Source organism: Pseudoalteromonas sp. S3431, assembly GCF_000690035.1.
Lineage (GTDB): Bacteria > Pseudomonadota > Gammaproteobacteria > Enterobacterales > Alteromonadaceae > Pseudoalteromonas > Pseudoalteromonas fuliginea.
The window spans coordinates 1-24959 of the sequence record NZ_JJNY01000076.1 but is presented as its reverse complement, the minus strand read 5'-3'; the positions used below and the strand labels follow the sequence as shown (position 1 = coordinate 24959).

The 24959-nt window shown below is 38.2% G+C and carries 18 protein-coding genes; 5 read left to right on the top strand and 13 right to left on the bottom strand.

Going from position 1 to position 24959, the window contains the following annotated elements; all coding sequences use genetic code 11:
* Positions 1 to 37: 37 nt before the first annotated feature.
* A complete protein-coding gene (locus DO88_RS03400; RefSeq protein WP_033040610.1) occupies positions 38 to 331 on the bottom strand; it encodes a type II toxin-antitoxin system RelE/ParE family toxin in 294 nt (97 codons plus the stop codon).
* Complete coding sequence (locus tag DO88_RS03405) at positions 331 to 570, bottom strand: type II toxin-antitoxin system ParD family antitoxin (RefSeq protein WP_008137405.1); 240 nt, start codon at positions 568 to 570, stop codon at positions 331 to 333. Before DO88_RS03405 ends, DO88_RS03400 begins: the two co-directional genes overlap by 1 nt.
* Before the next feature lie 525 nt (positions 571 to 1095).
* On the opposite strand from DO88_RS03405, the gene DO88_RS03410 reads away from it, so the two are divergent.
* The 4 genes from DO88_RS03410 (at position 1096) to DO88_RS03425 (ending at position 5847) form a co-directional block, all read left to right on the top strand.
* The gene (locus DO88_RS03410; RefSeq protein ID WP_033040608.1) at positions 1096 to 3006 is read left to right on the top strand and encodes an aminotransferase class V-fold PLP-dependent enzyme; all 1911 of its coding nucleotides are present in this window, start codon (positions 1096 to 1098) and stop codon (positions 3004 to 3006) included.
* A 439-nt stretch (positions 3007 to 3445) separates the two neighbouring features.
* A complete protein-coding gene (locus DO88_RS03415) occupies positions 3446 to 4003 on the top strand; it encodes a GNAT family N-acetyltransferase (RefSeq protein WP_007378952.1) in 558 nt (185 codons plus the stop codon).
* Between the two features lie 81 nt (positions 4004 to 4084).
* Entirely contained in the window at positions 4085 to 4552 is a 468-nt protein-coding gene (locus tag DO88_RS03420; protein WP_007378953.1) for an OsmC family protein, read from the top strand.
* 554 nt (positions 4553 to 5106) lie between these two features.
* Positions 5107 to 5847, top strand: coding sequence for a FadR/GntR family transcriptional regulator (locus DO88_RS03425; RefSeq protein ID WP_033040606.1), 741 nt, complete (start codon positions 5107 to 5109; stop codon positions 5845 to 5847).
* Between the two features lie 282 nt (positions 5848 to 6129).
* On the opposite strand, the gene DO88_RS03430 is transcribed toward DO88_RS03425, so the two are convergent.
* The 11 genes from DO88_RS03430 to DO88_RS03480 all read right to left on the bottom strand — a co-directional run bounded on the left by DO88_RS03430 (position 6130) and on the right by DO88_RS03480 (position 23825).
* Positions 6130 to 9174: a TonB-dependent receptor gene (locus DO88_RS03430; RefSeq protein ID WP_033040605.1), complete on the bottom strand. Its 3045-nt coding sequence runs from the start codon at positions 9172 to 9174 to the stop codon at positions 6130 to 6132.
* A gap of 386 nt (positions 9175 to 9560) precedes the next feature.
* The gene (locus tag DO88_RS03435; RefSeq protein ID WP_033040603.1) at positions 9561 to 12293 is read right to left on the bottom strand and encodes a poly(beta-D-mannuronate) lyase; all 2733 of its coding nucleotides are present in this window, start codon (positions 12291 to 12293) and stop codon (positions 9561 to 9563) included.
* Positions 12294 to 12753: 460 nt separating this feature from the next.
* The gene (locus tag DO88_RS03440; RefSeq protein ID WP_033040601.1) at positions 12754 to 13716 is read right to left on the bottom strand and encodes a class 1 fructose-bisphosphatase; all 963 of its coding nucleotides are present in this window, start codon (positions 13714 to 13716) and stop codon (positions 12754 to 12756) included.
* A complete protein-coding gene (fbaA, locus tag DO88_RS03445) occupies positions 13713 to 14795 on the bottom strand; it encodes a class II fructose-bisphosphate aldolase (RefSeq protein WP_033040598.1) in 1083 nt (360 codons plus the stop codon). The genes DO88_RS03440 and fbaA overlap by 4 nt, the downstream gene beginning before the upstream one ends.
* A gap of 14 nt (positions 14796 to 14809) precedes the next feature.
* The gene (eda, locus tag DO88_RS03450; RefSeq protein ID WP_033040597.1) at positions 14810 to 15427 is read right to left on the bottom strand and encodes a bifunctional 4-hydroxy-2-oxoglutarate aldolase/2-dehydro-3-deoxy-phosphogluconate aldolase; all 618 of its coding nucleotides are present in this window, start codon (positions 15425 to 15427) and stop codon (positions 14810 to 14812) included.
* Positions 15428 to 15656: 229 nt separating this feature from the next.
* Positions 15657 to 16589, bottom strand: a complete 933-nt coding sequence (locus tag DO88_RS03455; protein WP_033040596.1) for a sugar kinase — start codon at positions 16587 to 16589, stop codon at positions 15657 to 15659.
* A gap of 74 nt (positions 16590 to 16663) precedes the next feature.
* Positions 16664 to 17965, bottom strand: coding sequence for an MFS transporter (locus DO88_RS03460; protein ID WP_007378592.1), 1302 nt, complete (start codon positions 17963 to 17965; stop codon positions 16664 to 16666).
* A gap of 2 nt (positions 17966 to 17967) precedes the next feature.
* Positions 17968 to 18312, bottom strand: a complete 345-nt coding sequence (locus DO88_RS03465; protein WP_002962963.1) for a cupin domain-containing protein — start codon at positions 18310 to 18312, stop codon at positions 17968 to 17970.
* Positions 18313 to 18317: 5 nt separating this feature from the next.
* Entirely contained in the window at positions 18318 to 20534 is a 2217-nt protein-coding gene (locus DO88_RS03470; RefSeq protein ID WP_033040595.1) for a heparinase II/III domain-containing protein, read from the bottom strand.
* Between the two features lie 5 nt (positions 20535 to 20539).
* The gene (locus DO88_RS03475; protein WP_033040594.1) at positions 20540 to 22798 is read right to left on the bottom strand and encodes a polysaccharide lyase 6 family protein; all 2259 of its coding nucleotides are present in this window, start codon (positions 22796 to 22798) and stop codon (positions 20540 to 20542) included.
* A 148-nt stretch (positions 22799 to 22946) separates the two neighbouring features.
* A complete protein-coding gene (locus tag DO88_RS03480) occupies positions 22947 to 23825 on the bottom strand; it encodes an NAD(P)-dependent oxidoreductase (RefSeq protein ID WP_002962960.1) in 879 nt (292 codons plus the stop codon).
* A gap of 674 nt (positions 23826 to 24499) precedes the next feature.
* On the opposite strand from DO88_RS03480, the gene gloA reads away from it, so the two are divergent.
* Complete coding sequence (gloA, locus tag DO88_RS03485) at positions 24500 to 24889, top strand: lactoylglutathione lyase (protein ID WP_033028800.1); 390 nt, start codon at positions 24500 to 24502, stop codon at positions 24887 to 24889.
* The last annotated feature ends 70 nt before the right edge of the window (positions 24890 to 24959 follow it).

Here is a 24959-nt window from a genome sequence, read left to right as displayed (position 1 = left end):
AAAAAACGAGTTAATCTACAGACTCGTTATGTTTTTCTCATAGAGCGCGGTTCACATCCATACTTTTGTGTAAGATGCGGACAATAAGTATCTGATTTTCTTTATGCCCTTTGTAATAAATCACATGGTTAGCAAGAGGGTATTTACTATAACCTTCTCTAATATAATCGCAGTTAATTCCTATTTTGGGATCATTTGCTAATAATTGAAATGAGTTATCGAGTATTTTTAAATAACTATTTCGTTGTGCTTGACCCCATGTGAGTTGGGTGTATTTTGCAATTTTTATTAAATCCGATTTTGCTTTAGCTGATAATGCGAATTTATTCATCAATTATTTTCTTTATCAAGCTCCGCAATTAAAGAATCATAGCTATATTCAACGGTGCCACTTTGTTCACCTTGAACTAGCATATTACGCAAATTAAGTCGTTTAGTTTCTTCATCTTCTAATGCTCGCAAACCAGCTCTAAGCACTTCGCTTGCTGAACCGTAACGACCTGAATGAAGTTGCTGGCTTATAAATTGATCAAAATGATCACCTAAAGTAACACTTGTATTTTTAGCCATAGTTAAACCTTTTTTTAGTTAATACCAATATATATTGGATTATGGTATAAAAAATATAACAAGGCAATTAAATCGGACGCATAACGGCGTTTATGACGGCGCTATAATTTCATGGTAAATATGAGAGCCCTCGTTCTGATTTTAAATTTGCGAGAAAAATACTAAAACCGAAAGCACAATATACCAAGGCAATTGCTCATAACTGTATTTTTGATGTGCTATTCATTGATTTGCTAGTTTTTTTTAAATTTTACCTTAATAAAGATTATTCTGGTGTTACTGCTGACAAGGCAGTGGCTGTATATTGGTCAACAGTAATACCAAATCTAGACATGTCTCGACTGGATTTAACTTAAACCCTGAGTTGGGTAATTGACTTGTCGAAGAGGCTACTGATACAGATTTACAGTATATTGTTACTGAATTAAAAAAATTATAACAAGGCATTATCAAAGTATTAATTTCACAAGTCTCACTCCTTTGGTTATGCTATTGAGCATTATAAATCTTATTGCGAAAACCTCTATGCTACCTCTACTTCGTATCTTGATAATTGAGCAAGACCCAACCACTTTACATGGGCTTTCAACGAATCTGTCAAAGACTATTCCTAATTTTGAGCGTGATGATATTCATATCGATATTATTGAATGCCTTGAGCTTAAACGCGCGTTGGAACATGTAGCGGAAGATGGTGATATTCAAGCCGTGGTTCTAAGCTGGGATATGCACAATAAAGTGGGTGAGCGTATGTATAGCCGCTTTATTGAAGAGTTAAAGGCTATTCGTCTTGAGCTGCCGGTTTATGTTGTTGGCGACGACACCAAAGGGCTGGAAATCGTTAACGAATCAGAAGAAATTGAATCCTTCTTTTTTAAAGACGAGGTGATTTCTGACCCTGAAGCAATTTTGGGTTATATGATCAACGATTTTGACGACCGTTCGGAAACGCCATTTTGGACGGCGTATCGTCGTTATGTGGGCGAGTCAAACGATTCATGGCACACACCGGGTCATAGCGGTGGCTCTAGCTTTAGAAACTCTCCTTATATTAAAGATTTTTATCAGTTTTATGGCCGCAATGTATTTGTTGGCGACCTGTCGGTGTCGGTAGATTCGCTAGGCTCATTGTCAGACAGCACCAATACTATTGGTCGCGCTCAAGAATCAGCAGCGGCAACGTTTGAAGTTAAACACACCTACTTTGTTACAAACGGTTCGTCTACCTCAAATAAAATTATTTTACAAACACTCTTGCGCAAGGGAGATAAAGTAATTGTTGACCGTAATTGTCATAAATCAGTCCACTATGGCATTTTGCAATCTGCCAGTTACCCCATTTATTTGGCGAGTATTTTAAATCCAAAATATGGCATTTTCGCACCACCGTCGTTGGCCGACATAAAGTTAGCAATTGAAAACAATACTGATGCTAAATTACTGGTGCTTACCGGCTGTACTTACGATGGCCTGCTTAGCGACCTGAAACAAGTAGTAGATTATGCTCATCAATATGGTATTAAGGTGTTTATTGACGAGGCATGGTTTGCATACTCTTTGTTTCATCCTAGCTTTCGCTATTATTCTGCAATACATGCTGGGGCTGACTACATTACGCATTCCGCACACAAAGTAGTTTCGGCATTTTCTCAGGCGTCTTATATCCATATTAACGACCCCGATTTTGATGCTGATTTTTTTCGAGATATTTACAGTATCTACGCCAGCACATCGCCCAAATATCAGCTTATTGCGTCTCTTGATGTATGCCAAAAGCAATTAGAGATGGAAGGCTATAAGTTGCTCAATGCGTTGCTAAATCATGTTGACGAATTTAAACAACAGATGGCGTCGCTCAAGCACATTAAAGTGCTCGGTAAGCAAGACTTTATGGATATATTTCCGCACTTTAGCGGTGATAACATGGGCCACGACCCATTAAAAATACTCATTGATATTAGTGAGCTACCTTATTCATTAAAAGATATTCATAAATATTTACTGGACGAAATTGGTCTAGAAATAGAAAAATACACGCACAGCACTATCTTGGTTTTACTCACGCTTGGCGGCACACGTTCGAAAATAATTCGTTTGTACAATGCGTTGAAAAAGCTAGACAGCGGTAAGGTAAAACTATCGAAATCGACGCGCAGAGCCCGCTTACCAGAAAATTTACCCGCCATCGATCTAGCCTGTATTCCAAGCGATGCTTTTTATGGCGAGCGCGAATCGGTGCCTATTAGCAAAAGTAACAACCGCATTTGCGCTGGTTTAGTTACCCCATATCCGCCAGGTATTCCGCTTTTAGTGCCGGGCCAGCATATTACTGAAGATCACATTGAATATTTGCAGGAATTGGCAAGCCAAGGGCTGACAATTCAAGGCAGTTTTGATGGTGAAATTTATGTACTTAAGGGAAAGGTTAAGAAGTAACGGTATTCGTTTAGTACTATCGTTATCGCTGGGCAGTAATGTCGCAAGACATTGCTGCTGTATGAAGCGTTATTGTATGAGTGATAATTCCAGATTACACCGAAAATTTAATGCAAGCGCGTAATTAACAGTTGTTCCTCTTTAATATCATTAATGTTTATGACTTCGCGTTTATAACCGTCATTAACGACATAATCGATGCCTTTTGGTATACGGTTCAATGTATAGATGGGAGTCTGGCTGGGTTCGTATTGGGGATGATCAATATCTGAGCCATACAGGGTTGGTTATGCGTAGGTATAAACCACAAACTTGTTATAGCTCGCAGCGAGTGAACACAGCCAAAAATTGGCCTGACATTGACACTAAAGAAAACTAAAAGCATGAGCGCAGGATCAACAGATACATGTGCAATTAATTTATTATAAAAGGAATTTAGATGGTATTTCCATCACTTGAAACTGATCGGCTATTACTCACAGAGCTTCGTGTTGAAGATGAAGCTGAGTTGTTCAATTTATTTTCTAACCCATCTGTAATCGAATACTATGATTTAGATGTTTTTCGTGAACACAATCAAGCTGCTAATTTGATTAACCTTTTTAATAAAAGATACCACGAACAGCAAGGCATCAGATGGGCCATCCGATTAAAACCAACAGGACAATTGATAGGCACTTGCGGGTTTAATTCGTGGAACAGTAAAATGCGTAATGCTGTAATTGGTTACGAGCTACACCCTCAATTTTGGCGATGTGGCTATACTGTGGAAGCAGTCCGCGCAATTGTTGATGCTGGTTTTTCTGGAATATTAGCTTGTGGGAAGTTAAACCGAATTCAGGCTGATACGATACCTGAAAATATCGCATCTGAATCATTATTGTTGCGGCTTGGATTTAAAGAAGAAGGACTTCGACGTGAGTGTGGGTTTTGGAAAAATAAATTTCATGACCTCAAGTGCTTCGGCTTACTCCGTTCAGAGTTCAGTTCTATATAAATATGTTTACAATTTTTATTCACAAGACGTTGAGGCTATTTAAGTTATCCCTTAGGCTACGTCCATCAACATGGAGTGTATATGTCAGAATATTTTGCCAAAATTAATTGGGTAAGAGAAAATAATGAAAGTTATATTGATAATAAATATAGCCGTGGGCATAAATGGATTTTCGATGGCGGTCAAACCGTACTAGCTTCATCTTCCCCTCATGTTGTTCCATTACCTTATTCAATTGAAAAAAATGTCGATCCCGAAGAGGCTTTTGTTGCATCACTTTCTAGTTGCCACATGTTATTCTTTTTATCTATTGCCGCCAAAAAAAAGTATGTAGTTGACTCATATGTAGACGAGGCAGTTGGTATTATGGAAAAAGATAGTGATGGTAAAATTTCAATGACTAAAGTCACACTTAAACCACATGTTCAGTTTTCAGGCGATAAGAAACCAACAATGGAGCAACTTGAGAAAATGCATCATCAATCCCATGAGCAATGTTTTATAGCTAATTCTGTAAAAACTGAAGTTGTTACGGAAATTTCAGTTTAACTAGTAAGTTTAGATACCACCGACAACTCATGACTCTTTTTAGTCGTTTTAACTGTCGGGTTAATGAGTTTATCCACTGCTATTTTGAGACTATGTACTGGCCTGTAATCACTGAAACATGCATATTTTCGCATTTTATCGTGCTAACTTCGCCTTGAGTAAAAATGCTGTTAAAGTTTACAAAGTAGCCTGTGTAGTATTAACCAGCTTATATACAACACTGATGAGTATTGTACTTACCATACACCCTCTTGCCTGTAAGCAAGATTGTTGTCGAATTATACGATTTATGTGAATTTAAAGACAAAACGCCATAAAATAAAGTTTTATCAATAACAAAAAATCGTAAATTAGCTTATGCTCTGTTTTAAAAGAAAAATAACATAATTCCTTGGCTTACGGTTAGACTAATACTTATTATTTTGACTACTAAAATTTCGTATTTATAATAAAAATTAATTATGCCAAGCTTTAACTGTGTTTCTTTACGTTGTAAGCAGCATAAAATTTGAGTTTAAAGTTAACAAAACCTCCCCACTTTGAGAGATTAAGTAATGCAAAATGTTAAAAAGCGCAGACGTTTCTGGATGGTTGTAGAAAAACTAGAAGCCTTAATTGATCAAGGTATTTATCCAATAGGTGGCCGTTTGCCTGCAGAGCGTGAAATGGCAGAAGTTTACGATGTTAGTCGCCCTACTATTCGTGAAGCTATTATTGCGCTGGAAGTTAGAAAGCGCGTTGAAGTAAAAACTGGATCGGGTGTATTTGTTACTAGTAGCAAAAAAACAGCGTCTTTAACTCCCCCAATAAGTGCATTTGAACTAACTCAGGCACGCGCATTAGTCGAATCGGAAGCTGCAGCTCTAGCAGCCTCTAAAATTTTAGATAGTGAGCTACAAGCACTTAAGCAAACACTAATAGACATGGAATTTTCTGACAAAGCTGATGAAGCAGATCAACTTTTCCATGAAATTATCGCACAAGCAACTCGTAATAAAGCGCTAGCACTCACCATTAATAACTTTTGGAAGTTACGACGCTCAGAACCACAAATATTATTAGCTCACCAAGGTGTTTGTTCGAAAAATATAAATCAGCGTTTGGCTGAGCACACCACTATCTATGATGCAATAGCTGATCGAAACCCATCCGCCGCAAGAAAGGCGATGCATAATCACTTTAATAGATTGATCAATGCATTATTTGAAGCAAGTGAAGCTAAAGCATTGGAAGAAGTAAGACGAAAAACAGATGAAACTCGTGGGCTTTATTCAATTTCTCACTTAACTAAATAACCTGAACTCTGAATAATACCAACTTGCATAAATATTTGAGCAAGTTAACGAATTAAATTGCGCTATAACGTCGTTAAAAGTTTTAATTTAGAGCAAGATACAAAAAATTTGCTTAGTTCAGCGTAATTTTTTAACGTTAAATAGACCCATATATAAGCAGATTAGTATAATAAATCTCTTAACCAGAGTTCAGCTTAGTTAATACACAAACTCACTTAGCTTTAGAATGATAAAAATAGAAAAAAGGCGGTAAACCGCCTTTTCTATTTCTAACTTTATAGTTTAAAGTTTAAAGCTCATGCCTAAGAATAAACGTGGGCCATAATCATTCACTTCACCTAAATTATCTTCAACAAAGAAGTCTTGTGATTTAGGTGCACTAAATAAGTTAATTGCCTCAGCTTTGATTCTAAAGTGCTCATTGATTTTATACGATGCACGCATTTCCCACACACCTACAGCGTCAACATAGCGTAAACGGGTACCATTACTTGTATAAGGTTGGAAATACTCACTACGGTATTTGTAAATAACCGCAGTATCGAAGTCGCCAATTTGGTAGTAAAGTTGACTACTAAATACATGCTTAGAAAAACCAGGAACTGAACCTGGCTCAACAATACCTTCCTTTAATTGTGTTGTATTACCATCAAGGTCAGTAGTGAATGTATCACCGTATAAGCTATCTTCAAATTCAAAATCAGTGTCAGCGAAGTTATAACCAAACTTTACACCTAAGCCATTATCCCAGCGGTAAGAAAACGAAGCTTCAAGACCGACTATTTCGCTGTCATCGTCTGATGTAACAGAGTTAGTAATAGGCAGAGATATACTTTCGCCATCTATTATAAACTCTTCTAAAATAGTTTGTTTTTCAAAACCGCCTTGGAACTGTTTGTAATATAGACTAAACGCTACAATCGAATCTTCATTCGGATACCATTCCACCGCCGCATCATAGTTCCATGACATTAATGGCTGAGTGGCAGGGTTACCAGAACCGTTTACACCTACGACTAAATCAGAAAGTGAAGTGGCTGCACCATCATCGTTACTGTTCGTTGAAAATTCACGGTTAAAGCTCAAATCTGACGGATCTGCGCGAGACATACCACGGTAAATACCCGCACGCAATAATATATCTTCGCTATAATCTACAACTAAGTTAAAGCTAGGCAAATATTTGGTATAACTAGAGCCGCTTTGAATTTTATCAAGTGTTGTAGAATCTGATACCAATTCAAGAAATCCAGTGTCTGCATCCGTACCAACAGAATAATCTGTTCTGAAGCCAACAGATGTTACTTCAGTATCTACTACACGAAGACCAAAGTTACCACGTATAAATTTACCAAACATCTCTGTATCGTAACTAGCCATTAAATACGCTGAAGTGGTTTTTTCCGTTACATCGACAGTACCAGTATTTTGGTATTCAACGTCAGGATAGGCGAACACACCGTTGTAATCGGCATCAGTTGCTGCAACTGCTTGCGAAAAACAGACGTTGTCGTAGGTTGCCCACGAAGCACCTGTACCTGAACCAATAACGTTACCATCACTATCAACATTGGTTACAATGTTGCCATCAGACACGCTTGATAAAAAGTCTGATTCAGGGAAGTCTATTTGACAGCCTTGCAGAATTTCAAGTGCCGTATCGTCACCTACAGTGTATTCGTTTCTTGAACCATTACCTTGGCTGCCACCGAATTGTATGAAAGAAAGCTCAGATGTTCTAATTCCACCTTCAATTTTAGTGAATATGCCACTATCTAATTCATAATCAAAGTCTAAACGCGCCGATTTTATTACATTTTCACGAACATTCTCACGGTCTAAACGTGTTCTTAAGCTGTCAGTAAAATTAGAAATATCTGTAACATCAAAATCCGTTAATGTGAAATGAGGAATTTCATCGCCCAAATCCCAAGAGAAAAAATTACGATCCGATGTTCTACCGCGGTTTGAAATTTGTAGTTCTTCACGATCTGTTTTTGAATACGCTAAATCAAGATTAATCGTTAATCGGTCAGTTACATTGTGCTCAATGTTTAAACCATACCCTTGGTAATTTTCTTCACGTTCAAATTGCTCACCTGCTGATTCAATTCGCTCTTCGCCTTCCCAATGTAAAATACCACCTACATCGTTAGTAACAAGTGTGGGGCCAGTAATACCTGGTGTTGCGCGTTTTTGTAAAAAAATTAAATCGTGGCGCGCTTCTTTTTGTGTTCTATCTGAAATCTGCGTATCAAAATTAATATCCCACGCATCTGAAGGCTGGTATTGCAATGCAAAAAATACTGCGTCACGCTCATCCGATGTTTCATTTTGACGAAAACTGCGACTACTGCCAGTCCACGCATAAGGCGTACCATCACTTTTTGCTTTACCGGTTTCAGAATCAATATCTGTATCATAGCCTTGGTTTTTTAATTTTTCGCCACCGACCTGATCTTCACAGTCACCAGCGCTGCTACGATAAAAACCTTCATTGGTATTATTAGGATCATTTAAACACGCCCATAATGAAGAGCCTGACGGGCTTGAGCTTCTATATTCAGCTTCTGGTTGGCTAATATCTTGGCGCTGTACACCAAAAGACACACCAACGGCTTGGCCATTATCAAATTCAAACTGGTCTACATAACTAAACGTACCACGATAACCTAAATCGCTTTGTAATGAGTTTTCTACATTACTTTCATCAGGGTTATAGTTTAATTTAACTTCCCCTGATACGCGTTGCTTACCAAAATCAAGAGGGGTTACGGTTTCAAGAGCAATAACACCTGCAACACCACCTTCAATCATTGATGCATCTTGCGTTTTATAGATAGCTACTTTTTTTACGAGCTCTGATGGAAACTGTGAAAAGTTAACTGAGCGGTCACCACCACCATTGGTTGCTTCACGGCCATTGATATGAGTGGCACTTAAAAATGGTCCAAGACCACGAATAGTAATCTCTGTTGCGCCACCATTTTCACGGTGAGATGCAGCACCTGTAATTGATTCCAGCGCTTCACCGATAGACAGTGCAGGTAAATCACCAATGTCTTCTGATGAAAGGCCATCAACTACAGTGGTAGACTCACGTTTAATAGCAATCTGATCTTGTATTGTTTTACGTGTACCTGTAACGCTAATGATTTCAACATCAGGTTCAACTTCAGTAACCTTTTTTTCAGCTTCCTGAGCTTGCGCAGTAAGTGCACAAGAACCAGCCATACCAGCAATTACCGCTGTTCTTACCCATTTTGCTATTGGACTTAGTACAAATGGTCCCGCTATCGAATTATTATTTTCTGACTTCAACGACATTAAAATTCTCCGTTGGTTGTTGTAGTGTGTTTTAGTTATGTGTCGCTTGTTATGCTTGTGTAGATAGAATGTGAATCCTGTATTTAATATACTCAACTGAAGTCACTTGATCAACCAATTTAACACTTAAATATTACCAGCGTTAAGACCAATTCTATTTTATAGGCATTACCAAGGGGTAAAATAGGTTGTTGGTACAAGTATTACGAATAAAATATTTGCTTATAAACGCAACATGCGTCTGGGCGTGTCTATCTATTGGGAGTCAATTTACCTGCTGCGCAGGTTTGAGGGGGGTATTTGGGAGGAAATAAAAAGCCCCAAAATTGGGGCTAAAAAATTAGTAAGTTTTTAATCAAAACACCGATTAAACGTTTTACTACAAATTAATCGTTTTGTATTTTCCAAGTAGATCCAACACCCACTTCTGAAGTTTGAATATAATGAAGGCCCCTAGCACCAGCCAAAACCTGCGCACCAGTTGGCGATGTTTCTATTAGCGTACTTGTTGCTGTAACATACTCTAGCACTTCTTTATTATTAGTTGCTGGGTCTTGGTCGATAGCTCCATCAGTATCAAATGCACCATTACCGTTTAGTTTTCTGATTTCAACCCAGTCGCCGCTTGCATCACCTGATACTCGACTATCCGTATAACCAAAGTTGTTACTTAATACCGATGAAGTATGATTAATTAAGTCGCAGTCATATTCAAAAGCATGGTCACTACTAAGTGTATATGGGTAAAATAAACCTTGTGTTAATGCACTACTGGCAATTGTATCGCTACTAGATTGATCACCTAAACCGTTTGCAATTAAATTTCCATCAAAGTTGATAACAAACGCATTTTTGGTTAGACCATATAGCACTGGCGCATTCACTGCGGTTAACTCATCACAATCACTTGCTGGTGCTTTAGAGCCGATCTCAGTACTGAACACTATGGGTTGTTGAGAGTTTAATACCGTATTGTTCTTAACGTTAAGTGTAAAGTCACCAGCAGCATTTAGCACTGCTTGATTTCCTGACTTTGGTACGCCGCCATCGTCTTGCGAAAAGGGATTAGCTGTAAACACTATGCCACCCGCTTCTTTATTATCAGAGCGAATACCTGCAATATAGTTATTACTAACGGTATGCCCAAGTGGTGTAATTAACACACCGCTCGGTCTATCATCTGAGCTAGCAATATCCGTAGTACGAATAATCACATTATCTGTGACACTGTTAAATCCTCCATCTTCTAATGAAATACCGCCATTAGGATTTACAATTGTATTGCCTTTGATAGTTGCACCAGATGTTTGCACTTTGATTAAACGACGCCCTGTTACAAAGTTTTCTATCCTGTTGTATTGAATAGTAAAATTAGCATTTTCTGCCGCGTCAGCGCCCGTTGTATTACCAGCATTAATTAGGTGTAAGCTTGATTCAGCAAAGTTTGGATTATTACTATCACTGAATAAATTATACTGAATAGTGTGATCAGAGCTTGAAGATGACATTTTAATCACAGAGCCTTCTTCTACCGTATCTCGGTTAGTAAACGTGTTTCGTTCCACTAGTGCGCCTTTACCTTTTAACACTATCCAATTGTATTTAGCGTTATTAAGTGAAGTGTCTTCTCCATCTATCGTATTTTGTGAAAATATAAAGTTATCGCCCTCTGAGTAAATTACAGTTTCTTCTTCGGTTTCACAAAATGCACCCGCTTTAGTGTCTATGTTTTTAAAGGTAAGCCCTGTTAATGCAGCGCCGTCAACGCCGTTGGCAACATGTATACATACTTCCCCACTAAGTACCGGATTCTGCCCTTCTACAGCGCGCAGCGTTACTGCACTGGTTAATAAAATTGCGTCCATATCAGCATAAACACCGGTGTTTAAGCCAATAACATCGCCATCAGCTAAACCGCCACTTATAGCACCAAGGAGTGCTTCAGGGCTACTAACTAATTGTGTGTAAACCACTGTGTCAAGTGAGTTTGTAGCGCTACTTGCAAAGCCATCGTTGTCTGTATACGTAGCTGTAACTGACATTATTGAGCCTGCGTAAGCAGAAGGTGTAAATGTTTTACTATTGCTGCCAGCTATTTCAATGCCATCAGCAGACCAAGTATAAGTAACGTTAGCCTCTTCAACACCGTTGTTATCAGTTATCTCAGCGGTTAACTCACCACTTGTTAAATAAGGCACTACTCCCATAATGGCTACGCTACCGGCTTCGTCAACCGCAACAGCAGAAACAGCAATTGTTTCCTCTGATGTATTATCCTCGATAAATCCATTATCATCTGTATAAGCAACTTGCACACTTATTTTTTGACCTAAAAGTGATGCATCAACTGTAAAGGTGCTCTCTATTGCGCCATCTATCGCTTGTGCGTCAGCAAGCCATTGATAAGTAATATCTCCTGATGCTCCATCGGTATCATTAATTTCTGCTGTTAATGTGTTTCCAACAGTTGGCGTGCCGCTAATTATCACTTCACCCTCTGAGTTTGTTCGTGCTACAACCTCTGTACTGGCTGAAGTAACAGATTCAGCAAACCCACGATCATCTTCAAAAGATGCACTAACAGTAATAACCGTACCAAATTGTGCGTCTGTCAACGTGAGCGTTGAAAGTACTTCATCTGCAATTTCTACATCATCCGCAAACCATTTATAAGTTACTGTATCGCCATCAAAACCATTTTCGTCAGCTACATTGGCAGTTAGTTGCGAACCAACTAGCGCGTCACCCGTAATGGTTAAGCTTGCAGGGAATGCAATTGCGGCAACATCTGCGGTTGGTTCTGTGATATGTGATTCATTAATACCATCATCATCGGTATAAAGTGCTTGTGCAGTAATAGATAAGCCGATTTGGTCATCCGTTAATGTAAATGATGAACTTTTAGCCCCTTCAATAGCTTGCCCATCTGCATACCAAAAATATGTAATTTCACCCGATATCCCATCTGGGTCACTAACGGCCGTTGTTAATGTTTGCCCACTTGTTACTGTTCCGGTTAGAGCAATAGAGCCCAAGTTGTTGTCATTATTGTTTGAATCTGTGTCACAACCAACTATTGCTATCGCAATAGCGCATAGTGCAAAGTGTTTTAATTTCATGGTGGCTCTATTCTCCAAATTTATAGTTTTAATATTTGGCTATCTATTGTGTGTGTTACCAAATAAATCGTCTGCTTATTACCAAATTCATCTAAATTGCAAATGAATTGTTAACCAACTTGGTAATATAACCATAATAAAATAACTTTTTCCACTATACCCACCGAATTAAATAACAATAAATGAACATACAGTTAACCCTACGCTGTTATTTCTAGTCAAAAATTGAATTCAATCGTGCATAATTACTAGGAAAATACATAACCCTAGAGTAAAAAATTGGTTTTACTCGGGATTAAGTAAATAAGATTTATTTAATATGTGAAGTATTCTTACTTGAAGACTATAAAAAAATTAAGAAATGCAGTGAATTTGCATAGAAAGGATTATTTACAAAGAAAATGAAAAATAAGGGTAAAAAAAGGGCAATTTTCTTGCCCCTTTTTTGTTGAGTGCTGTTTTATAACATAGCGCTATTATAAAATTCCACAGGTTCATTCGAGCCTAAAGCAACAGGCACACGTTGATGCAAGCTAGTTGGCGCAATATCTAAAATTCGCGATCCTCTAGAGGTTGCTTTGCCACCTGCGTTTTCAACTAAAAGTGCTAACGGATTTGCTTCATAAAGCAGTCTTATTTTACCGTTATCGTTACCGATACGTTTATCTTGTGGATACAAAAATAAACCGCCTCGGCATAAAATACGATGAACGTCGCCGACCATCGCTGCATTCCAACGGATTGAGCTTTTTTCGAAGTTTTCACAGGTGTATAGCAATTTATCAAAATACACTTGTGTTGGTTCGTCCCAGTAACGGTAGTTAGCCATATTAACGGCAAATTCACGACTTTGCTCTGGCACACTTAACTGCTTATTTGTCAGTAAGTAACCGCCGTGTGTTGAGTCTAATGTATAACAACGTGTTGGCCCGCCAGTGCTCATTACAAGTAATGATGAAGGGCCGTATAACACATAACCTGCACATACTTGATTTATACCAGGCTGACTAAATTGCTCGTCGCTGTCAAAAGGAACATCATCACGGGCTAAGTAAATAGTAAATATAGTGCCTATTTGCCCATTAACATCAATATTAGAAGAGCCATCTAGCGGGTCAAAAGCAACAATAAATTGACCTTCAGGATGGCCACCTACCGCATGATCTTCTTCCTCTGATGCAACTGCTCGTACGCTGCTATCGTCAAGTAGGATGTCTTTAAGTAGTTGATTTGCGATTACATCAAGCTTTTTTTGAACTTCACCTTGAACGTTTTCATTCAATGTTGAACCTAAAACACCGGCTAATTCACCTTGGCTTACTCGAAAAGCTATCTCTTTACTGGTCGCTAAAATTGTGCGAATAAGTAAAATAAGGTCGGTATTTACACCGTCTTCTTTCAATACTGTATTTAATCTTTTCATACGCTATACCTATTTACACAATTTAGATCGTCAAAGCATTGCTCTAGCCTTGCAACCATACTTTGCTCTGAATGACGCAGCCATACGCGAGGGTCGTAATATTTTTTGTTTGGCTTATCATCCCCATCAGGGTTACCAATTTGCCCTTGTAGGTATGCTTGCTTGTCTTTATAGTAATCTAAAATACCTGTCCAACACGCCCACTGCGTATCGGTATCAATATTCATCTTCACTACGCCATACGTTAAAGACTCTGCAATTTTACTGTACTCAGAACCACTACCACCATGAAAAACAAAGTTAATTGAGTTACTTGGTAGATTAAATTTTTCTGATACGTAAGCTTGTGAATCTTTTAAAATAGTTGGCGTAAGAACAACGTTACCCGGTTTATATACACCATGAACATTGCCAAAAGATGCCGCAATTATAAAGTTAGGGCTAATACGACTTAAACGCTCGTAAGCAAATGCAACATCTTCAGGTTGAGTATATAAAGCAGAACTATCTAAGTGTGAGTTATCAACACCGTCTTCTTCGCCGCCCGTGCAGCCAAGCTCAATCTCTAGCGTCATACCTATTTTTGCCATACGCATTAAGTAACGTTCGCAAATTTCGATATTTTCTTCTAAAGGCTCTTCTGACAGATCAATCATATGCGAGCTAAACAGTGGTTTGCCAGTCAGTTCAAAGTGTCTCTCACCTTCATCAAGCAAACCATCAATCCAAGGTAGTAGCTTTTTAGCTGCATGATCAGTATGAAGCATCACTGCCACTTCATAATGTGCTGCAACGGAATGTACATACCTTGCAGCACTTACCGCCCCAAGCACCGCTGATTGTTGCTCTGGTAAGGATAAGCTTTTACCACAAAAAAATTGTGCACCACCATTAGAAAGCTGAATAATAACGGGCGATTTTTTCTTTTTAGCAGCTTCTAGCGTCGCATTTATAGATGTTGTACTAACAACATTTACCGCTGGTAACGCATATTGGTTAGTACGTGCGTGTTCATACACAGCACTTACTTCGTCGCCAACGATTACGCCTGGCAGTATTGTTGGGGCTAAATAATTCATTTATCAGATCCTTTCTACTTTAAAGCTTGGATACAAGAATCGGTAATTGCTTGCCAATTTTCTTGTTCAACCCATTCTTTTTTCGCTATCCAAGTACCGCCAACGGCGAATACATTATTTAAAGAAAGATAGTCCATTTTGTTACTTTCGCTAACACCACCTGTAGGACAAAAGCTGACTGCTCTAAATACTGACGACACAGCTGATACAAAAGGTGCTCCACCGGCAAGCGAAGCCGGGAATAATTTTTGCTCTTCAAAGCCATATTCAAGCGCCATTAAAATATCACCGGTGTTTGATACACCAGGAAGTACCGGTACATTACATTTAGCAAGCGCTGTAAGTAATGCAGGAGAAACCGCTGGCGTTACAATAAAGTCAGAACCAGCTTTAAGTGCTTGCTCTAAAATATCAGTATTTATGACTGTACCCGCACCTACTTTTAGTTCAGGCACTTGTGCTTTAATAGCTTTTAATGCCTCTATTGATGCCTCTGTTCTTAGTACTACTTCAACTAGAGTAAGGCCCGCGTTAGCCATGGCTTTTGCTATTTGAACACCTTGCTCTGGCGTATCAGCTTGAATTATAGGTAGCAGTGTTTGTCCTGACATAAGTTCAGAAAAGCGAGTCATAACGTTGTTCCTTTATAAAAAGTAATGCGGCCGAGGTATAACGGCCTTTAATGTTTGATTATTTTGTTATACCAATTGCATTAAATTAATGAGCTATTATAGCGACAAGAAAATAGCTCAATAACAAGGCTAAAATTATGATACATAGTTGCTCTATATAAATAATTTTTAACGTAGTTAGTGAGTTATTTAATACGCTAAGGTGATCATGTTTTTAATAAAATTGGTATCAGCTCCCAGCTTCAGCCATTGCTAGCTGAAATATATCTTTTGGAGCAATTGCGCCTGGCTGTTGTATAACAGCACCTGCTGCTTTTGCAGCAAGTTGTACAGCACTTGAAATTGATTTATCAGTTAAACGAGCACCTAAATAAACACCGTTAAAGGCATCGCCAGCGGATGTCGTATCTACAACATTTGTTACCGGTATTATGGTGTGGCTTTGAAGCGTATCGCCCTCTTTTGTCACTACCGATTCAGGGCCATTTTTAACAACAATTTCTTCAATTTGGTAAGGTTTTAAATATTCAACAACCGCTTCTACGCTATGTACGTCATAAAGTGCTGTTAAATCTTCAACCCCTGGTAGGGTGATATCTGCAAGCGTAAAAGCTAAATGATATTGCTCTTTAGTTTCCTCTACACTATTCCACAAACGCGCTCTGTAATTAGGATCAAAAACTATTTTAACCCCAGCATCTTTAAGCTGCTTTACAACTTTCCAAAAGTGCTTACGTGCACTTTCTTCAATTATTGCTAATGAAATTCCTGAAAAGAAAAACATATCACCTTGGCTAAGCTGCTCGAGCGCATCAGAATCTAAAAAATCAACAACCTTTTTAGCTGCAGAATCATTACGCCAATAAATAAAGCTACGCTCACCATGCTCATCGGTTTCTATGTAGTACATACCTGGTACTTTGGTGTCGTGAGCAAATACAAGTTGTGTATTTATTTTTTCACTTTCAAAGCGTTCTAGCATTTTTTTACTTAAATTATCTTGACCTAAAGCCGTAACAACCGAAGTAGTAACCTGCGGGAAGCAACGTTTTAAATACACTGCAGAATTATAAACATCGCCTGCAAATGATTGGTGTAGTGTGCCTGCGCTCATAGCTCTAAGCTCGACCATGCATTCACCGATAAAGTAAATATTTTTCATCTTGGAAGTTACCCTATGTAGTTAACTGCTATGCGCTTATACAGAATATGTTGGCATAGCAGTTATTATCTAGATTATTGAGGCTTTTTAAGAGGTTCTATTTTTGGAATTAAAATCCAAACAGCTGCCATTGCTATAATGGCTAAAGAAGCACCAATTACAAATGCTGGCGTGTAGTTACCATCAGCAGTAAGAATAGGCACAAGCGATGTAAGGCCTACAGCACCAAGTTTTGCCGCCATACCAGAAAAACCTGATAATGTACCTACCGCTTTTTTGCCTAACAAATCACTTGGTAGTGTTTGCACATTACCAATTGCAGTTTGAAAACCAAATAAAATAACAGCCATAATAAGCACCGCTGTCGTTGGTCCGCCAGGATTGGCCATCGCAAGTAACGCTGGTAGCATAATTAAACAACCTAGCGTAATAGTTAACTTACGTGTTTTATCTGTATTCCAACCGGCTTTAAGCCTGTTTTGTGCCAATAAGCCACCAAACCAAGCACCAAACATAGCGCCAACATAAGGTACCCAACCATATATACCAATAGATTTAACATCCATGCCGTATACTTCGTTTAGGTAAATAGGGATCCAAAAAACAAATAACCACCAAATTGGGTCAATTGCGGCAGAGGCAATGATTACACCCCAGCTTTGCTTACGAGAAAGTAACTCAGCAGTTGAAGGATTATATTCTTCTTCGCCTGTTACATCGCCATTATCATCAACACGTCTTTGACCTGTTAAAATGTATTCACGTTCTTCAGCTGTAAGCCAAGGATGAGAGCTAGGCGGCGCTTTAACTAAAATTAACCAAGGCACTAACCAAAGAAAACCTAATACGCCCACAAAAACAAACACCATTTGCCAGCTAAAGTAGATAGTTAAATAAGCAATTAAAGGAATAGCAATAATACCGCCAATTGCGGCGCCAGAGTTGAAGATACCCTGTGCTAAAGCACGTTCTTTAGTAGGGAACCATTCTGCGTTACCTTTAGCTGCACCTGGCCAATTACCGGCTTCTGCTACACCTAAGATTGCGCGAAAAATACTAAGACTAAGTACACCTTGTGCAAATGCATGCGCAACGGTTGCAATAGACCAAACACCTATTGACAGTACAAAACCGAAGCGTGTGCCTACCCAGTCAAATATTTTACCAAATATGGCTTGACCAAATGCATAAGCAAATACAAACACAATTGAAATATTAGCGTATATTTGTTTGCGTTCTAGCGCTGATTCATCAGGAAATAAATCTTCAACAATGTCCGGCCAAAGCACACTAAGTGCTTGGCGGTCTATATAGTTAATAATGGTAGCTAGCGCAATTAGCGCTATAACCCACCAACGTAAGCCTTTAAGTTGCATAATTAATCCTCAAGAAAGTCTTCACGCGCTGGGCTAAAAGTATCAATCAGGATTCCGCCTGTTGGACAGGTAGCTCCATGATCAGCAAATGGGGGGATTAAGCAGCTATCACCCGGTTTTAAGATTTTAGTTACGCCATCAATGTTAAAGTGAAACTCACCTTCAACAACATACGTTACTTGAGAATGTCTGTGAGCATGGTTATAACCAATAGCCCCTTTCTCAAACCAAATTTTAACAGCCATTAGCTCTTCGTTATAACCTAGCATTTGACGTTTTAGACCATTTCCTAAGTCTTCTATTTCGGTCTCGTTACCAAATGAAAAGTTTGCGCTTTGCTTTTGCATCCTATTTACTCCTGATTATTGTTCATCATATAAACGCCTAATCGGCCATTTAAAGTGAACTCTTTATTTTGATAATTGAATGTGTTTTTAGCTGATGTTGGTGCTTTATTAATTGCCACTAAATATGAGTTGCCTTTAATATCAAGTTCAACAAGTGTTAAATCGCCCTGCTGACTATATTCAAGCTTTGTAACTCGGCTAACAGCTTCTAGGGTATATTCTTTACTTGGGTTGTACTCACCATGTGGCTCTAATACAGATATAAACTTATGTTGCTTTTGACCCTCAACACGACGAATAAAACCGTTTTCGTTGCGTAAATTAAAGTGAGGGTCATTTGCGCCTATTTGAGTAAACAAGAAAGACTCATCACCCTTAACCAAGCTCGTTTGCGTATAAAAGCGACCATTTTCGTTTAGCCACGTTACTTTAGCTAAACCACTTTGAGGTTGCGCTTGAGCTTTAAGCCATAAATGTTGGTAGCCATTTTTAGTACCTAGCGCAGACAGCTGCGTTGCATTTGCTTTTAACTCAAAGCTGGTATCGATAAGCTGACCTTTATAATGCAAAGGCAGGTCAAGTTGATGCGCTTTATTTGCAGCAACATCAAATATATCAAGTGCAACTGTGCTTTGTAGTTCAGGTAAGTTAATAAGTGCAAGCGTACGCTCAAGATCAACGCCGTTATAAGCTGTGCTTATTTCGCCGCTTGAAATCGTGCCGTATTCATTTGTTTCGAAAAAGTTAAGTGTAGGGTAATTACTATTTCCTACTTCAACATTTGCATTAAAATGCGTTGTTTCGTCAACCACTACCGTATTGTGCGCAACAGTGTGTTTAGCGTAAGTTTCGTTTTCAGGTAAATAACGACCGCCGTATTTAGCTTCTACATTTAAAAAACGTGCTGCGCCATAATCAGATACAATTTCATTATCGTGGTCGTAAAATTGCCATGTTAGTTTGTCAAAATGACCGTGACCTAAGCCTTGTGCGGCAGGTTTAAATAGCAGTGCTTGATCGCCACCTACCTGCGTTCTCATTACAACTAGAGCACCTTGTTTACCGTCATTACCATCGCCGAAGGCAATAGATTTAAACGAATAAGGTTTTGCCATGTTGTTATCAAGTGCTTGAGCTACTTTTAGTCCATCACCAGAGAGAATTATTTGGTCTTGTTGCTTAGCAATATCTAAATAACCCGCATCGTTGGTTAAGCCATAGGCTGCCGTTACACCATTAACTAACTCAATGGTATCGATACCTTTACTTTTTATTGCATCGTTAATTGGGAAAAACAAACCGTTGTAGCTAAGTTGAATCGTCGTATCAATCGCTTTTAATAATATGCCATCGCGATATTCAAATATTTTTCGTTGTGGTTCGTTGTTTTCAATCGCTTTAGCAAACGTTACAAAGGGTAATAGTGCAAAGCGTTGATAGTAAGGACCTTCGTTATAGTAACCTTGTGGTGAAAACAGCATCTCTAGCTGCTTGATAAAGCCACCTTTACCCGACTTTTCTAAATCGTATAATGATTTTTCTACCCACTCAGATTCGCCTAATACATACCCTGCCATGCCAACACCCGCTGTTGCCCATGTTCCATGGTTATGTACTTTATTAAATGTAGAGGGTTGGCCTACAGATGTGAACAACGAAACAGGACGGAGTAAGTCATTCTCGATTGTTTTAATGTTATCGGCATTTAACGAGTCATGAATTAGATCATAAGCTTGTATTGTGTACACAAGCCACATTGCTTCATTTAGGCTTTGCCAAAAAAACTTACCTGGATTTTGCGAGTCCATTTTACGTTTTGGATGCAGACCAAGCGTTGGGTATAATTTTGCATACTCAAGCAACATATCACGTACATAGTTTGCATATTTATCATCTTGGCTTAATTGATAAATAATGCCCGCGTTATACATAAGTTGGTAATTTTTTTTGTGGCGCTCATGTGTATAACCACCACCACCGTCTTTTGGAACGGGTACAGTTATAGGCTGTGCAATTTGTTCATCAACTTGCGCTTTTAGCGATTCAAACGCAGTAGAAAACTTTGTGCTACCGTTGCTACTAATTGCTTCGCGCATTTGCTTAACATCATCAGTAGTAATTACTAAGTTTGGGTGCGCTGCATGCGCCCCCAATGATGTTAGTAATGTAAGTGCAGCTACAGCAGCTATTTTAAAACCTGTTTGGCATTTTAATAAGTACATAGTATTTACCCTGCCTTATTTAAAATGTTGTTGTTTTTTAATACTGCCGTGTGTGGGCCTTTAACTCTTAGTTCTTTAACACTTGGTGCTTTAGTTGCATCAAATATATTGTCTGAGATTTCAGTTTTAGGCTCGCCTACTGTGTGCTCTACAACAATAGGAGCAGATTTAACAAATTTATTATCTTTGATATTAGTAACCTGAACACCGTGAACATAAATGCTCGCTTGCTCTTTGTTACGCTTACCAAGGCCGACGTTATTAAGCGTGTTATTTGTCATTTCAAAATGGGGGCCAAATGTACTTTCATCAGAACCACCACGGTAAAGCTTAACTATGGCGCCTTTTACATCATTAAATGTATTATTATTGACAATAACGTATTCCGCGTTATAAACACCTAAGTCTTCAATTTCAGTATTTAAACGTAAAATATCGCCAGTTACCGCATTAAAGGTATTATCTGTAACAATAATTTCGTCAGCCATTGCACCTTTACCAGTAATAAAGAAATGGAATGAATGATTAATATCTAAAGCATTTAACTGTGAGTTGGTCATTACAAAGCGGTAATTATCAACCATACCCCATTTTTGCGTACGAACAATGCTGTTACCTATTGCATCTGGCGCGTTTTCACCTGAAATTGATAAACCATCTAGTTTTAAGCTGCCGCCATCATGTATTTCAAACAAGGTAGAGCGTTGAAAAGTAAGTTTAGACTTTGCGCTCTGCTTCGCTTTAATTGTCAGCGTTTTATCAATTTTAACCAGTTTAGAAACATCATACTGGCCAGGCGCTAGTTCTAGAACATCGCCAGACTCTGCATTATCAATAGCGTCTAGTAATGCACTTACATCAGCTTTAACAAAATGTGTCTTACCAGAATCAAAATCAACTAAAGCAGGTACTTTTGCATACCAGCTAACACCGGTATCTTCTTTTTTAAGTACTTTTAAATCGCGCTTTGCACCTACATTTAAACTTTTAGATGTTGGGTAAAGTAGACCATTACTTGCTTTTTCAAGCGTGATTTTTTCTTTTTTTACACCGTACGTTAGCTCAGAAAGCACTTTTGTATCTGCAATGTTGTTACTTAGTACCAGCCCGCTTACATCGTCGAATGTTGTAAATGGCTGTTCACCATCTTGATTTATGATTAAGTTGTTTTTCATTACGCTATTTTTAGGGGTTGCGCTACGCTCAGCATCGCTACCTGCAGCAAGTTGAATATGACGCACATTTATAAATGTGTTGTTTTCAATCGTCGCATTTTCTACTTGGTGATAACGATTAATAGATGAATTTGGTACGCCGTTCATCACAGTAAAACCACTGCCAAAACGATAGCCTGTTAGGCCTTGTAGGTAGTTATTTCTTACAATTTGATCTTTATTGATAACGCGGATACCACCTGTGTGATCAACACCATTACCAATAAAAATATTTTCTTCTATAAGATTACCATTACCATGGCGCAGCGTTAATGTACCGCGCGCTTCATAAAATACGTTATTACGAAGGATGTTTTTGCCTGATTTAACCGAAACAATTTCTACTTCACCATTGGTACGTTCAAAGTAATTATTTTCAACCAATGTATGCGAATCAGTTAGTGAGTAGTGGCTGGTGCCAATACGCAGGGTTTCACCACCGTTCGAACCAAAAGTAGGACGGTAGCCAAAATAGTTGTTGTCTATGCGGTGATAGTTTTCCTGGCTTGCTTTAGTGTTTAAACGAACAGCAACTGTCACACCTTTATTTCGTTTACCAACTAAATGACTATGATCAAAGCGGTTATGCTGTCCATATAAGGCAACCCAATAATCAGACTCTCGTTTGTCTGGATTACTGTAATTATCGATTACTGTTTGAGTAACTCGTGAATTGTAGGCTAATTCATTTTTATTTTTACGAAATTCTATTACAGCTGAGCTCGGTGTGTAGCCGTCTTTAAATACTAAACCTGAGGCTTCAAGGTATTTACCTGCAAGTCTTAGGTTAGATTGACCTGATAGAATTACTTTTCCGTTAGTTTCAGCGGTTAATATAATAGGAGAGTTTTTTGTACCTTGGCCTTCAAGTAGGATTTCGAAGTCAGACCAAGTACCATTTTTAAGTACTACTTTGTCGCCAGCAACTAGATTGGCTGCGATATCATTAAAAGCTTGTTTACTTTCTATAAAATAATCTTTGGCCGCTATTTGTGTGGATATGCAACCGATGAGAACTAGACTAAGCTTTATTGTATTAATCAAACGCATAGTTAACTCTTTTTCGTTGTGACTGAAAGTAATGCTTCATCAGAATTTAAAAAAGCTGACATTGCACAAAGACTTTAGTCAATTGGTGTCATGTGTGTTAAAGCGCCTTAAGTTAAAAACTTAAAGCGCTCAATAAGGTCGAGAAGTATTACTTTTCTAACTTTTTGAAGTAATCAAAAATTTCAGGAACGTTACCTTGACCCATACCAGCGTCAAACGCTGCTTGTAGATTAGCTGATGAACCTTCAGCGATTTTTGATTCAGTACCTAGGTCTTCTACCATTTGTAGGAAGTAGCCTAAATCTTTGTTTGCATTAGCAATTGAGAAACCAAGGTCGCTAACATTATCAACTGCATAGTTTTTACAAAATTGCATAAACGGTGAGTTAGATGGACCAGTCGACATGATGTCGAAAAGTTGTTGACGGTCAACACCAGCAAGCTCTGCCACTGCAAATGCTTGTGACATAGCACATACTGTCGTCATGCCCATAAAGTTGTTGATTAGCTTAGTTGTATGACCTGCACCTAACTCGCCAAGATGGAAAACGTTTTCACCTTGATCTTCCAGTACTGGTTTAACTTTATTGAATGTATCAATATCGCCTGCAGCCATAATGTTTAAAAGACCGTCTTTAGCATGTGCTGGTGTACGACCTAGTGGCGCGTCGATCATGCCTGCGCCTTTAGCTGCTAAATCAGCACCAATTTTTTTCGTAGATGATGGGATAGAAGTACCAAAATCAACTAATACTGCACCTTCTTTAATGCCCGCTAGGATACCGTCTTCTGCGTAAACAATTTTTTCTACAACGGCAGACGTTGTAAGACAAAACATAACAATATCAGAACCTTCAGCTAGCTCTTTTGCAGTGCTTGCTGTTTTTGCACCTCGAGCAACACATGCTGCAACCGCATCTTTACTAAGGTCCATAACAATTAGCTCATAGCCTTTGTTTTGTAAATTTTCGGCCATATTGCCGCCCATAAGGCCTAGACCAATGAAACCAATAACAGGTTTTGACATGAATAACTCCTAGATATGATGGCGCAAACTTTTATGAGTATGAGTAATGATTTACCCCATAAAATAGGTACGCTCTGTCTTTATTTTAATTCAGTAGAGTAACCCTTAGTAAGCTAATGAAATAAACCATCTATGTTCTGCAATTTTGCTATATAAAATAACTCTACCTATAAATAAGTTGTCTTATTTGGCTGAAACATTACTGGTTATATATTAACTACGACTAAGTATTACTCTGATAATTTACCAACATATTTAACCCCCTCAAAACAGAGGTTACCAATTGGTATGCAAAAACTTTATTACCATACAGTAATTTTGTCAACCAATAAGTTAACTTTGTAAAACATGTCAATTTACAATGCATTAAACCAAAAACAACTAAGTTATTTAATAACAACAACTTGGTTAATAAAAACCATATTTCAAGCAATAATTTCCAATAAATATTTAAATGTTTTCATAACCATTCACAGGTTGACCAATAATCAAACTTTCACTGTTAAACTTGTTATATTAGACAAAAATAAAGTAAATCAATAAATAAATGTTGTAACAGGATTAGCTCAACCGATTTTATTTGCCTAGCTTGCCTTCATCTATTGCAAAAGCGCATAAAACTCATACACTGTGCAGTAAATAACAGCTTAATAAATGAAACTAAGGTAGTAAAAATGCGCTTATTACATACTATGCTGCGTGTAGCCGATTTGAATAAATCAATTGCTTTTTATACTGAAATACTAGGTATGAAGGAATTACGCAGAGCCGATAACAGTGAATACAGATACACGCTTGCTTTTGTTGGATATGGCGATGAAGTAGATAACACAGTGTTAGAACTAACTTATAACTGGGACGAAGATAGCTACGACCTTGGTAATGGATATGGCCATATTGCTATTGAGTTTGATGATATTTACAAAGCATGTGCTGATATTAAAGCTGCCGGTGGCAATGTAAGCCGTGAACCTGGGCCTGTAAAAGGTGGTACTACTGAAATTGCTTTTGTAAAAGACCCTGATGGCTATGCAATTGAGTTAATTCAGAAAAAATATGAGTGAATCTTAAATTACCTACCAACTAATTCAAGTTATAACAATTTGCTTAATGCCAATCTGCTTATATATGGGG

What these genes read in the sequence shown, in the direction of transcription:
- DO88_RS03460 (WP_007378592.1), bottom strand. Translation starts at nt 17,965, where the DNA reads ATGCAACTTAAAGGCTTACGTTGGTGGGTTATAGCGCTAATTGCGCTA.
- eda (WP_033040597.1), bottom strand. Translation starts at nt 15,427, where the DNA reads ATGACTCGCTTTTCTGAACTTATGTCAGGACAAACACTGCTACCTATA.
- DO88_RS03440 (WP_033040601.1), bottom strand. Translation starts at nt 13,716, where the DNA reads ATGAAAAGATTAAATACAGTATTGAAAGAAGACGGTGTAAATACCGAC.
- DO88_RS03415 (WP_007378952.1), top strand. Translation starts at nt 3,446, where the DNA reads ATGGTATTTCCATCACTTGAAACTGATCGGCTATTACTCACAGAGCTT.
- DO88_RS03410 (WP_033040608.1), top strand. Translation starts at nt 1,096, where the DNA reads ATGCTACCTCTACTTCGTATCTTGATAATTGAGCAAGACCCAACCACT.
- DO88_RS03470 (WP_033040595.1), bottom strand. Translation starts at nt 20,534, where the DNA reads ATGTACTTATTAAAATGCCAAACAGGTTTTAAAATAGCTGCTGTAGCT.
- DO88_RS03405 (WP_008137405.1), bottom strand. Translation starts at nt 570, where the DNA reads ATGGCTAAAAATACAAGTGTTACTTTAGGTGATCATTTTGATCAATTT.
- DO88_RS03400 (WP_033040610.1), bottom strand. Translation starts at nt 331, where the DNA reads ATGAATAAATTCGCATTATCAGCTAAAGCAAAATCGGATTTAATAAAA.
- DO88_RS03425 (WP_033040606.1), top strand. Translation starts at nt 5,107, where the DNA reads ATGCAAAATGTTAAAAAGCGCAGACGTTTCTGGATGGTTGTAGAAAAA.
- DO88_RS03420 (WP_007378953.1), top strand. Translation starts at nt 4,085, where the DNA reads ATGTCAGAATATTTTGCCAAAATTAATTGGGTAAGAGAAAATAATGAA.
- DO88_RS03430 (WP_033040605.1), bottom strand. Translation starts at nt 9,174, where the DNA reads ATGTCGTTGAAGTCAGAAAATAATAATTCGATAGCGGGACCATTTGTA.
- DO88_RS03465 (WP_002962963.1), bottom strand. Translation starts at nt 18,312, where the DNA reads ATGCAAAAGCAAAGCGCAAACTTTTCATTTGGTAACGAGACCGAAATA.
- gloA (WP_033028800.1), top strand. Translation starts at nt 24,500, where the DNA reads ATGCGCTTATTACATACTATGCTGCGTGTAGCCGATTTGAATAAATCA.
- DO88_RS03475 (WP_033040594.1), bottom strand. Translation starts at nt 22,798, where the DNA reads ATGCGTTTGATTAATACAATAAAGCTTAGTCTAGTTCTCATCGGTTGC.
- DO88_RS03455 (WP_033040596.1), bottom strand. Translation starts at nt 16,589, where the DNA reads ATGAAAAATATTTACTTTATCGGTGAATGCATGGTCGAGCTTAGAGCT.
- fbaA (WP_033040598.1), bottom strand. Translation starts at nt 14,795, where the DNA reads ATGAATTATTTAGCCCCAACAATACTGCCAGGCGTAATCGTTGGCGAC.
- DO88_RS03480 (WP_002962960.1), bottom strand. Translation starts at nt 23,825, where the DNA reads ATGTCAAAACCTGTTATTGGTTTCATTGGTCTAGGCCTTATGGGCGGC.
- DO88_RS03435 (WP_033040603.1), bottom strand. Translation starts at nt 12,293, where the DNA reads ATGAAATTAAAACACTTTGCACTATGCGCTATTGCGATAGCAATAGTT.